6 protein-coding genes are annotated in these 12,472 nt (G+C 63.3%); 2 read left to right on the plus strand and 4 right to left on the minus strand.

From position 1 onward, the window contains the following. Positions 1-250 precede the first annotated feature (250 nt). Both AC4BGC_RS03805 and AC4BGC_RS03810 read right to left on the minus strand, forming a co-directional pair. Positions 251-1,498, minus strand: coding sequence for an McrC family protein (locus AC4BGC_RS03805; protein WP_490554394.1), 1,248 nt, complete (start codon positions 1,496-1,498; stop codon positions 251-253). After that, entirely contained in the window at positions 1,498-4,983 is a 3,486-nt protein-coding gene (locus tag AC4BGC_RS03810; RefSeq protein WP_490554395.1) for an AAA family ATPase, read from the minus strand. The genes AC4BGC_RS03805 and AC4BGC_RS03810 overlap by 1 nt, the downstream gene beginning before the upstream one ends. Before the next feature lie 294 nt (positions 4,984-5,277). Between AC4BGC_RS03810 and AC4BGC_RS03815 the strand changes: the two genes are divergently transcribed. Then, on the plus strand, positions 5,278-8,799 hold the full coding sequence (locus AC4BGC_RS03815) for a TM0106 family RecB-like putative nuclease (RefSeq protein ID WP_490554396.1): 3,522 nt from the start codon (positions 5,278-5,280) through the stop codon (positions 8,797-8,799). Further along, positions 8,796-9,749 carry a hypothetical protein gene (locus tag AC4BGC_RS03820; RefSeq protein ID WP_490554397.1) on the plus strand — a complete coding sequence of 318 codons (954 nt, stop codon included), beginning with the start codon at positions 8,796-8,798 and terminating at the stop codon, positions 9,747-9,749. The genes AC4BGC_RS03815 and AC4BGC_RS03820 overlap by 4 nt, the downstream gene beginning before the upstream one ends. 48 nt (positions 9,750-9,797) lie before the next feature. On the opposite strand, the gene AC4BGC_RS03825 is transcribed toward AC4BGC_RS03820, so the two are convergent. Next, a complete protein-coding gene (locus tag AC4BGC_RS03825) occupies positions 9,798-10,790 on the minus strand; it encodes a helix-turn-helix transcriptional regulator (protein ID WP_490554398.1) in 993 nt (330 codons plus the stop codon). Further along, on the minus strand, positions 10,790-11,668 hold the full coding sequence (locus AC4BGC_RS03830) for a WYL domain-containing protein (protein ID WP_490554400.1): 879 nt from the start codon (positions 11,666-11,668) through the stop codon (positions 10,790-10,792). Before AC4BGC_RS03830 ends, AC4BGC_RS03825 begins: the two co-directional genes overlap by 1 nt. Positions 11,669-12,472 lie beyond the last annotated feature (804 nt).

A 12,472-nucleotide genomic window follows, 5' to 3' on the forward strand; every position in this document is an offset into this window, starting at 1 on the left:
GCCGTGCTCGGCTCGGGGACGTCCCATGTCGGAACACGCTACTCGTACCGCGTCCGTCGTCGCCTGACGCCTCCTTATGGTTTCTCGAGCCGCACGCGTGCGGAGATCTGGCTTGGCCCCGGAGGATCGGTTGTCGAAGGTGGCGGGTGCGAGCAGGCCGCGCTCGGTAGAGGCCAGCTTGCCACGCCGCGATGGTGGTCTCTCGCCGCGGTTCTTGCGCCGATGCTGTGTGTCGATGGACGTCGTAGCCTTAGGCCGTTGCTGCTGTCCCCTCGATGGCCCGGTGGGCGATCTCTGCGACATGTGCCAGTACTGCTTCAGGTGACTGCCTGAGGTTGATCGGAGCGGCGACGATGTCGACTTCCGTGTTCTTGATCTTCCGTCGAACGTCCTTGCCGCCGCCCGCATAGATCAACCAGGCGACCGGGACCCGCAATGCCGTGCAGTACGCGAGCATTTGGTAGTGGTCAGCGTTGGCGTACTCGCCGGTGCTCGACGCGAGTTTGTACTTCGCGTCGAAGACGACGCTCGGATTGCCGTGCTGGTCGAGGTGCACAAGGTCCACGTTCATGGCAACGTCGCCATGCGGGTCATCGGCTGCCTTCCCGCTCATCCCGCGGCTCCAATCTCCTTCGCCCGTTAGAAAGGCGGGCAGCTGTGGACGAACGGATCCTGGACGGTTGGCAAGTGCTTCGCTGAGGGCAGTTGTGATGAAGTCCTCGAAGACCTTCCACATGACGACGACGAACGCCGACATCTCGACACCGGTTGCGGTCACGCGAGCAGAGCTGTTGCGCAGAAGGATTTCCGCTAGCCCCAAGGCTGGGTGGTATCGGGCGTTGAGCCGGTTGGGCTGCCAACGGGGCATTGCTGTACCGGGAGGTAGTCGGCTCACTCCGGTGAAGCGCGCGACCAGATGCAGCAATCGTCGTCGCGTCTCCATTTGCAGGCGCGGGACGCCCAGCATGAGATGAATGGCAGCCAAGAGAATCTGGTTCTCGGTGATATCGGGGCTGAACTCGTCGTACCTCACCTCGATCGGCACTACCTGGCCTGGCCGGCGGCGTATCTGTTCTTCGAAGGCAATGCGACCCCGAACCGTCAGCAGCGCCTCCTGCTCGGTTCTGTATCCCTGCAGGATCCCCAGCGTCAGCGCTCGTTCGACCGATGCCACCAGCGAGTGAGCCATCGTGGGCCACAGATCGTCGTATCTCTCGGCCTTGACGAACTCTGGCTGAAACCCCGGGTCCTTGGCGTAGCCGAGGAGGAACATCAGGTGGGCCACTCCCAGCTTGTGCTTTGGGGTCACCTCGATTTGGAAGTCATCGAAGCGCACGGCTCCAACACGTCCATTGGGCAGCAGCTGATAGCTCTGGGCACCTAAGGGCCGAACGTCGACAAGCTTCGACTCCACCAGCAGTTCCGCCTTGTCGGCCTCGAGCTGAACCTCGATGCCGACAAGGTCGAGCTCGTCCAGGGACTCATGCCTGAAATCCATCAGGCCGCCGGGGTGTCCGGGCTTCCGTTCGCCACGCCTTGCTGCTGCATGCGTTTCCTTAGCGAGGCTAGGCCGAACTCCTGATCGATCGCCTCGGGTGACTTGCTGCCGTAGAAGTGCTCATGGAGCAGCGGGAGGATGTCGTAGCGCCACACCAGGTCCAGTGCTCCGGGTGCACCTAGTCCGTCTCGCATGAGGTACGAGGGGCCGATGTGCAGGTCATGGCCGCGCTGACCCATTGCTGCGTTCAATGCTTCAAGCAGCCCAACGCGATCGTCGGTCAGATTCTTTCTCCTTGCGAACTCAGCGAGGACGCCTTTCACCGGCTCCCGCTGTGGGTGCATCTCATAGAAGGGGAACCGCCGTCTGATGGCGGCATCGACGAGGGCGATAGAGCGGTCCGCCGTGTTCATTGTGCCGATGATGAACATATTGTCGGGAAGGCTGAACGGCTTGTCTGGTCGGTACTGGAGCCGTACCGTCTCCTCACGGTACTCCAAGAGGAAGTACAGCTCGCCGAACACTTTAGCTAAATTGGCACGGTTAAGCTCATCGATGATAAGCACATAAGCTTTTTCCCGATTCTCGGTCTTGGCTGCTTCCGCCGCCATCAACTTGAGTGGCCCGTCCTGAAGGGCGAAGTGCGCCTGGCCGTTCTTCTCAACTGGTCGGAAGCCTTCAAAGAAGTCCTCATAGGAGTACGACGGGTGAAACTGGACGAGCCGAACGCGGCTGGGATCTTGGGCTCCGGCTAGGCGTTCCGCGAGCTTCTTGGCGACGTACGTCTTGCCGGTTCCCGGGGGTCCGTAAATAACGAGCTGTCGTCGCTGGTTGAGGAGGTTGGCTAGCTCCTGCAGGGGCGTTAGCGGCATGTACAGTTCGTCGGCCAGGCTCTGCGGTACGGACGGTAGCGTCGCCCGCGCGGGTGGCCTTGGAGCGACGGGCGAGTCAGTGGGGGAGCCCGTGTCATCGTCCACCAGCTCAGACAGCATTTGGACGACGGCCGTCAAGTCGACGACGTGGCCTTCCTGTTCTAAGGCAGCGCTGAGTTTGGCTGAGAGTTCATTCAGTGGAGTCCGTGAGTCGGACCAGAGGACCGGGCGGGTCAACAGCGAGGACGGTTGCTCGTCCAAGGGCCCGGGATCATCGATGGTCCCGAGGATGAGCTGCTCCTCGTTCATGGCCACGACCATGTCGCCCTCCTGGATTCCCGCAACGAACGTGTGCAGGGCGAAGGCCAGTTCGTCACGCTGCGAGGGCGGGAGGTGGGCATAGCCCTCCGCCACCAGGCTCGAGATCTCAGACAGAGTAAGGCTGGTATTCAACGCAAGCCCGGCCTCGTCACGGAGATCGACGCATCCGCTGCCGAGCCACCGAACTGCGTCCTCGGGGGCGTCAGAGCGGACCAGCCAGGCGCGAGGACCGGCAGACGAACCGGGTCGCCACCGGGTGACATATGGCGGGTCGTACCAGGAGACATAGCCCTTCTTCTTACGTTCGTGGAGAGAGCGCAAAGCAACGAGATCATGGGTTACTTCGTCGTCCTTGTTTCCGGCGGAAACCCCGAGATCCGAGATTAGGCCATCTCGAATTTTCCGGCGATGGGCAGCGCTCACAATCGACGGATAAATGCCGGGCCACGCTAGATACTCGACGACGTAGCGGATCGACGGCGAGTCGCCTGGCACGCTTGTCGTAACTTCACGAAAGGCATTGGGGTCTCTCAGTGCTTCGCTGACAGTCTCCGGGGACTGCTCGAGCCAATGGAGGACGAATCGGCACAACCACTGAAGATGTTCGGGTGCACGGGCGTGGTATCCCTGACCACCGGCGAAGGCGTGGCCGTCGCTGAGTCCTGCCTGCTGCGCTTCAGGCACGGTCCGCGACCCCGACATCGAGGTCAGGATGGCGCCAAGCCGGGTGGCCTTTGTCGCAGCCTTCATGTCGTGCAGTGGCGCGTCCCTGATGTAGAGCAACTCGGCGGCCAAACATAGGACGCCGTCGGAGGCGCCGTGGAGCTGCTGAGCTAGTCGATCTGCGAACCGCTGGCCGCTATCGCCGGTAGTTAACCGAGCGGAGAGATCCTGAGCGTTGTCCACCGACCAGCTTTGGACGCCTTCGACGATGCCCGAGGTTTCGCCTCGCAGCCCGGCGCCCAATACACGCCACGCTGCCGCCTCCATCGTGGGGCATATCCCAGCGCCGCGATCCACACGGACCTCGTCAGTGCGCCCTTCGCGCCATTGCTGCAGCTCGGCACGCTTTATCGGTGGCCACCTGTCGGGGGGCGGCCACTTGAGGACGGCCCAACCCAGGCCCTGGGCGTCGAGACGATCCCGTAGATGCGGTTCTTCACCGGGCCAGCGCTCGAGCAGTCCGTCACACAGCGAGAGCAGGCCCGCGTAGCGCTGTCCCGGAGTCGTGCCCGGGTCTTCGCCGACCCGGTCTGCCCAGGTCTTAACCATTGCGGGTCTATACGGAGCGAACGAGGAAACGTCGCGACCGAGCAGGAGGCAAGAGGCAAAGACAGTACGATCGCCAGGGCTGACGTACTCGCCCCAACTACCGAGCGCTTTGCCGAACTCCTCGACTGCTTCTACGGTGCCTGCGGTGTACAACTGCCCGAACGCGGCGCGCACCTCGTCGGGATGATCGAGAATGCGGTTCCGCAGCCAGGTTTGGGCGAACGAGTCCACGAGGTTTCCCGCGCCGGACGCCTGTTTGAGACGCTCGGACCAGTCCTGGCCGCGGTTCGCGCAGGCTGCGCCGGCAACGGCCCACTTCTCAGCAGCTTTGATCTTGTAGTCGCGCTCCTCGGCGTCGAGATCGATGAACGTGGTTAGTTCACGGGCCCAGCGAATGAACGGATCCCAGCCGACCGTTCTTGATTCGTCACGCTTGGATGCCTGGTAGCGGCGATTCACTTCGAGCCACAGATCCTCCGCCGACAGCTCGTCGAGCGCTTCAACTCCACTTGGAGTCAGCGAGTAGGCGCCGACGCCATCTCGCGACAGCCAACCGCCGAACGTGGAGCGCGAGAGGACCGCACTTGTCGCTGTGCGCCAGCGCTCCTGCCCACTGGAATTGGTGCTGAGCTCTCGGGGAGTGAGTTGAAGTCGCGCTCGAACGCCCGCCATCACCTCGCTGCTCTGCAGCGGCTCGGCTGCTTCGGCCAACACGGCATAGGCAGTGCGAGTCAGCAAACCGCGGCGGACACCGTCCTCGCCTGCGACCGATGGGTCCAAGCCTGGGCTGTCCACCGCCGTCAGTCGGTAGACGCCGTCGCCGAGGAACTCGACCCGCCCTTCGTCCCTGAGATTCTGCAAAGTCCTCTGTGCCGACTCCGCCAATGCACTGTTGTTTGGAAATTCCCGCTCGAAAGCAGGCAAGCTGTGGCGAAGCCATTCGCTCCTCGAAAAAACCTGGCCCGGCTGCCATTTGCGCCGTATCTCGGTAAGCACTAGATCACGCCAATTGGTAGTCATCGCTCTCCTCATACTCGCGCTGCGCGCTGCGCGCTGCCCGCTTCGGCAATCGCGTGCTCGCGGGGTGTGTAATGGCCGTGGCATGTCTGGCGTGCACAATACATACGAAGGTCGCATCGGTGCGCCAAGAAGCGCTTGATCGAAGTCAACCTGGGTGCGAGCGACGTCCGCATTAGTTATGTCGGGGGGAGCCTTTACGTTCTCGGCGATCGGACGACGAGCCTGAAATGCGTTACCCCCCGTGCCAACATCCGCTACTGCCTTTGCCGCAGTTCTTCACATCAGGAGCCCTACATGCTGATCCTCGACAACCAGGTTGTGTGGAGCGCCTCTGACCTCACCACCGCTGCGGAGTGCGAGTACGCCTTCCTGCGCAAGCTCGACGAGAAAGTCAAGCGGGTCAGCAGATTGGTGACGCCCGATGACCCGCTTCAGAGACAGATCGCGGATCTTGGCCTGGCCCACGAAGGCCGTGTCCTCGAAATGTTGGAGCAGCAACTGGGGAATCACGCCCCGGGCAAGCCGGGAGGGGTGACACGTCTCGGGATGGCGGACTACGCCTCACGCGACTCGCTCGAGCTGCTGGCGAAGCGGACGCTCGAGGCACTGGATGACCGGCCGGACGTCGTTTTCCAGGCTGGCTTCTTTGATGGCGAGTTCCACGGGTATGCCGACTTCCTGCGTCGCACGGACGAGGGCTGGATCGTGGCGGACACCAAGATCGCACGTACCGCAAAGGTGGCTGCACTACTCCAGGTCGCGGCATACGCCGACCAGATCATTGGGATGGGCGAGGAGGTCGCGCCAACGGTTGAGATCATCCTGGGCACCGGGGCCACAACGACCTACCCGTTGGCCGAGATCCTCCCAGTGTTCCGCGAGCGCAGGGAACGCCTTCGGGACCTGATCCACCGTCACAGCGAGGCGACCGCAGCGACCGACTGGTACGCCGGCGACATGTTGGTTTGCGGCTCGTGCGCCGACTGCGCCGCGGCAGCAGTCCTGCACCACGACCTCGTACTGGTCGCGAACATGCGGATGACCCAGAGAGAGAAGTTTCGAGCCGCCGGGATCACGACCGTCGCTGAGTTGGCCACGGCCTCGGGGTGCGCCGGCCTTAGCGTAAGCACTTTCACCAACCTCCGGGCGCAAGCAGCCATCCAGTTGCGGCAGATGGAGGCCGAAGCCGCGGGCCACCCCAAGGTCTACAGCGAGGTGTTTGACCCGAAACCGATTGTTGCGTTGCCTGCGCCGTCAGCCGGTGACTTGTTCTTCGACTTCGAGGGCGACCCGATGTTTCACATCGACGGCAGTGACCGCTGGGGCCTCGAGTACCTCTGGGGAGTCCAGCCGGCCAGGCACCCGGACGGATCCCACGCTGAATTCTGGCACCTATGGGCCGACGGCCCCCATGAGGAGCGCGCTGCACTGGTCCAGTTCCTCGACCGAGTGGCGGCAATTCGGACCGAGCACCCGGACATGCATGTCTACCACTACGCGCCGTACGAGGTCACGGCTCTGAAGCGACTGGTCGCGGAGCACAAGACACATGAGGACGAGCTTGACGACATGCTGCGTCACGGTGTCTTCGTTGATCTTTATGCCACGGTGCGTGGCTCGGTCCGAGTTTCGCAGCCGTCATACAGCATCAAGAAGCTGGAGCCGCTCTACATGTCAGCGCGCGTAGGCGAGGTGATGGGCGGAGATGTCTCCATCGTGGAGTACGCCGCCTATCGTGCGTGTCTTGGCCACGACAACGTCGCTGCCGAGGAGCACCGCGACAACCTGATCGCCTACAACACGACAGACTGTGTCTCCACGCTCGAGCTCCGTGACTGGCTCCTTCGACAGGTCGATCCGGTGGAGAGTATGAATATCGAGGGGGAGGGCGACCTACCTGAAGCGACGCCATCCGTCGATGACCCCGAGTTCTCGGCACTTCGCGCCAACTTGTTGGCCAGGGTGGGGGGTGCCCCACGAGGCGAACGCACCTTGGAGGAGCAGGCCTGGGCCATGTTGGAATCGGCGCTCGACTACTACAAGCGTGAGGACAAACCTTTCTGGTGGGCGCACTTTGACCGGTTGGTGCATGAGCCTGGGGAGTGGGCCGACACCAAGGACGTTGTCTTTGTGGACGATCCGGGAGACGTCCAAGTCGTCGTGGACTGGGGCCGGAGCGGCAAGGAACGACTGAATAGACGGCGCCTTCGACTGACCGGGTGGTCAAGTGCAAGCACAACCCTTGTGGCTGGGTCGAAGGGTTGGCTCCTGTACGACGTACCCGGGCCCGGTGCGCTTGTTGTCCCGGCTCATGGGGTGCGTGGATGGATGCCCAAGGAGCACGAGATTGCATCCGTGGTGGTGCTCACGGACGGGCGACTGGTCGTCGAGGTCATCGAATCGAACATTACGGGGCAGCCCGACCACACTGTGTTGCCGATGGCGTTCGTACCCGGAAGGCCGGTGCCCACGGCTGGAATTGCAGCTGCGATCAAGTTGCTCGCGCAGAGGTCGGACGGCGATGATGCCTTGCCCCAGCAATCCGGCATTGATGTGCTCCTGAAGCGTGCGCCACGGACTGTCAGCGGGGATGGGCTCGTTCATACGGGGAGCCCGCAAGCAGATCTCGCGGCCACCCTGCTTGACCTGGACCGTTCCTATCTCGCGGTGCAGGGTCCACCTGGCACAGGCAAGACCTATGTCGGATCTCACGTCATTGCTGATCTCGTGCAGAGGCACGGCTGGAAGATCGGAGTGGTCGGACAGTCGCATGCGGTGGTTGAGAACATGCTCGATGCCGTGATCAAGGCAGGTCTTTCCCCTGATCTGGTTGCCAAGGTCGAGAACCGCACGCATGGTGCGTGGGTCACCTTCGGCAAGGGGAACATCAGGAAGTACCCAACATTCGCCGCGGAGCGCGCCGAGTCTGGGTTCGTTTTCGGTGGCACGGCATGGAACATGACCAACTCAGCTGTGGCACCTGATGGGCTTGATCTGCTCGTGATTGACGAGGCCGGCCAGTTCTCAATGGCAGCCACTCTCGCAGTGTCAGTCGCAGCGCAGCGACTATTACTTCTCGGCGATCCTCAGCAGTTGCCCCAAGTGAGCCAGGGCATCCATGGTGAGCCAGTGAACGACTCGGCGTTGAGCTGGGTGATCGATGGCCACCCCACCATGCCGCGGGACCGTGGCTATTTCCTTGAAACCTCCTACCGCATGCATCCCGACGTGTGCGCCCCTGTTTCCAGGCTGTCCTACAACAACGAATTGCGTTCGGCGCCAGTTGCTTCCGCACGCAACCTCGCAGGCGTAGCACCCGGCCTTGAGGTCGTTCGTTTGGATCATGAGGGAAACAGCGTCTCGAGTCCGGAAGAAGCGGATGAAGTTGTACGTCGAGTAGGTTCGTTGATTGGAACTGTTTGGCATGATCCGGACGACCAGCCGGGAGCTCGCCCCTTGACCGAGAACGACTTCCTGGTCGTCGCGCCCTACAACGCGCAGCGTCAACTCATCGGTGAGCGACTCGCGTCGGCCGGCCTGGGGACCGTGCGGGTCGGCACTGTCGACAAGTTCCAGGGTCAGCAGGCTCCAGTGGTTCTTGTCTCCATGACGGCATCATCCGCCTCAGACGTGCCGCGCGGCATGGGTTTTCTGCTCGACCGTCACCGGGTGAACGTCGCGGTTTCGCGAGCTCAGTGGCTCGCGTTACTGATTCGCGGGAGTGGATTGACGGCGCACGTGCCCAAGACGCCGGAGGACTTGCTGGAGCTGGGCGCCTTCGTAGGCCTGTGCACACGCGAGAAGGAGGACGCATGAATCACATCGAACCGGGGCACGTCTGCGCCGACCTCATTGAGTTCAACGCACTGCTCATGGCTTGGCTCGGCACGTCACCCAGCAAGACAGTGGCGGGCGACCTCGCCTTCAAGAAGGACTACATCCGCGTCCCGATCGCAGGGGTGGAGTGCGGACTCAGCGGCGACACGACCCGCGAAGGCGTTGCGGCCTACCTGATCGCACTCGAGTTCGACCGACCAGTCTTCTCGGTGGTGGCAAATCAGCAGGGACTCGTCAACCGCATCCTCATCGGCAAGGACCAGCAGCCGATCCCGGGCTTCTACCTCTATGCGCGTGAGGCGCTGACGGAGCCGGTGATGCTCGCCGACAGCGATTCGCCGCGTGGCACAATCGCTGGACCTGAGATTGGGACCTCGAGCGTAGAGAGCGCCGATCGCTCGCACTCGGGCGAGCGGCCGGAGCAGGTCGCCTCGAGCAATCTGAGCACGGTGCCGGTGGCAGACCTATTCACTTTGCAAGGCTCTATTACCGCGGAATTGCGTCGTCGCAAAGTCCTTCGGACGAACAACCCACCCGTGGGCGACTATGCGGAATGGCTGACCGCCCGAGCGCTGGGAGGGTTGCAGTTAGCGACGAACTCGATGAAGTCCTATGACGTGAAGTCGGAAGAATACGGTCGTGTTCAAGTGAAGGCGCGAGTGCTTTCGAGTCCTGAACGAGTCGGCCAGCGTCAGGCCAGCGTCTTTCGGAGCAGAGATTTCGAGCACGCAGCACTCGTGCTCCTCTCCGACATCGACTTCGCGGTGATCTCGGGGGTGCTGCTGCCCCTATCGGCCGTGGAGGAGCGCTGGACGTGGAATAACCACGTCAGAGGATGGCGCCTCATGATGAACGGACCGACGATGCAGCACGCGGGAGCGATTGACATTAGTGCTGCGCTGCAGCGGGCTGCTCTCACTGCCCCGTGACTACTGATCGGCGAAGTCGCCCCTAGGTAGCGACGGCACAGGTCTCCGTCAAGAAGGCGTGGATCGGTGGTGCATGAGCAGTTCCGTAGCGAGCGCTGGTCCCGCCGTGATCAGCCCCGAGGGCTTTATCACCCGCGCGACGTCCCCCGCGGCGAGCAGCAACAACCCCACCCGCTGACCGACTGGAGGCAGCAGATCGAGATCGAGGGTGGCAGTGGCCACGTCGTCGTCAACGATGCTGACCTGTTCTGCGAAGAAGTCTGCGGCCCACAGGGCGGCGTGTGGGATCTGCACGCGCACCGTCTCCGTGGCCCGTTGTTGCTCGAGCATGGGCTCGAGGGCCTCCGGGGGAGTGAAGTCCTCGTCGCGGACGTTGTACTCGCGGACGTTCGGGAGCAGGTAGGTCCGCAGGCGTCCGTCGGCATCGGGTGGGCCGGCGTCCACCTCCCAGCCCCGTCGGGTCTGGAGAAGTCGGTAGGGCTCGATGGTCCGCTCTGTGACGCCCTGCTGCCAGGCGCGGGAGTAGACGATGTCGACCCTGAGGTGGTTGTCCACGGCGCGACGGAAGGCAGGCAGCGGTTCGTTCCAACTCCCTGGGGCGGACACAGGTTGGGGCTCGCCGAACATCGTCTCGGTGAGGACTTCGACTGCCTCGGCGAGTTCCGTGTTGTCCGGCTCGAGGTCGAGCAGTGCGCGCGCAGCGGCGTAGACGAGGGCCAGCTCGCTCGGGTCGACGTACTCCACGCCCAGTTCTTCGCCGGGTCGCTCGTCGATCACGCGCACGACATCCGCGCTCCCAGGGTCGGCGGAGCGGCCGTCAGGTCCGAGGAACTCGATGACGTCGGGGCGGGAGAGGCCAAGCAGCAGAACACCCACGTCGGCGGTGTAGTAGGCCAAGAGGTCCTCCCTCAGCTCCTCCGCCGGCACCTCGAAGCGTGCTGACAGATCACCAAGGGTGAGGCCTTCAGGGTGTGCAGCCAGGTGCTCGAGAACGACTGGGAGTCGGCCGATGCGCTGGGCGTACTTTGCGACGGGGGGCATCACTCACCAGCCATCCGGGCGAGCTCGGCGATGAGCTCGTCTCGGACCTCGTCGGGGCTGATTACGCTCACCCGGCGTCCCAACAGGTAGATGCGACTACGCAGGGCTGATCGGTTGGTTACGCGGTAGACGAGCTCGGTCGTCCCCGCTTCAGGACGCTCATCCTGGGGCGTGCCGAGCCACCGCCGGACGTCGTGCACGTGCTCGTCCGGTGCTCGGAGGGTGACCTCAACGGGTGGGTCGATCTCCCAGGCCATTGGATGGATCGACTGGTGTGGAGCCACTGGGGGTCGCTTGGCGGATTCGGGGGCATCCGCGCACACATGCTGCATCCGGGAGACCACGAACGCCTTGATCGCGTCATCCCCGTCCTCGCAACCGCGGAGGTACCAGGTCGTGCTCTGCACCCGCAACGATTGCGGATGCACTACACGCGACTTCCCCTTGTATTCGAAGTGCAGCAAGCGGCCGCGCCGTACGGCGTCAACCGCAATCGACAGAGCCTCGGTCGGTAGGGGCGCCCCCATCAGGGTCGGCACCTCTTCGGGCTTGTCGTTCGGTGGGAGGCCGAGACGTTCGACCAGGTCGGCACGGTCAGCGACCAGAACAGCGCGACGCAGCGCTGCTTGCTGGCCGGGGCTCAGCTTGACGCGCAACCGATTGTCGACTCCTGTCATCCGGAAATGGGCTGCCTCGCCAGGCGGAGAAACATTTGAAATCTCCCACCCTTGGGCACGCAAGTGGTTGAGGTCCTTGTTGAGCTGAGTGATGGGGTCGCCTTCACCGGGGAAGGCGGCCGCCTCGAGCAGAGTGCTCGCTGGCACTCCAGCGCGTCCGGCGTGGCTCAGGACCGATACGAGCCTGACCAGACGCTCCATCGGTCCTCGTTGGTTGCGTCCGCCGGGCATTACCCGAGTCTCGTCCTTCTTTGCCTCAGCCGCAGGCGTTTCTCACCTTGCGGAGTTGTGTCGGGGGTGTGTCACATCATTCGTGCTGTCACGAGAACAGAGATGGATGTGATGGCGATGTCGGTGGAAAGCACGGACGCCAGCCAGGCGATGAAGGGCCCGGATCAGGGCGAGTTGTCCGGGCAGGTGCTGCCGCACGGAGGGCGGACTGCGACTGCACATCGGTCCGTGTCCGCACCTGCTCGGCCATGAGTCGCGCGAGGCCAGGGATGCTGACCGCGCCACGATGCAGCTGTGCCACTGGTGCGAGAAGGAGGTGTCTGGTCAGGGGCGGACATACTTCACATCGCTCGAGGCGGCAATGCGGGCATTCGGCAGTCATGTCGACACCCTGGGACTGATCCGGTCCCACCTGCGCGGCGTCGACTGGGACCAGACTGGCTTCCGAACAGCCGTTCCTACATCGCGCTCGGGCTCGGAGGCCGGGGTGTCGCCTGGGTGGGCAAAGGGATACGTCGTACCGGCGCCTGGAGAGTTCGTCCCACTACCGGGGTTCGTAGCCTCGGGCGGTGGGGGCGGAACCCCCACGGAGAGGGCTTGGGGCGAAACCTGTTCCACATGCACCATGGAGCGATCGCGCAACGGCACGTGTGGGTGCGACTAGTCAGTCGAGGTCTAGCGGGTCTATGCGTCCCACCAGGTTGACGCTGCGGTAGTCCACGAGGTGCCCTTCCGAGCGAAGTCGGTCCGCGACTTGGCGCAGGCGGTCACGCC

It is taken from the genome of Nocardioides sp. Z38_18, assembly GCF_058215695.1.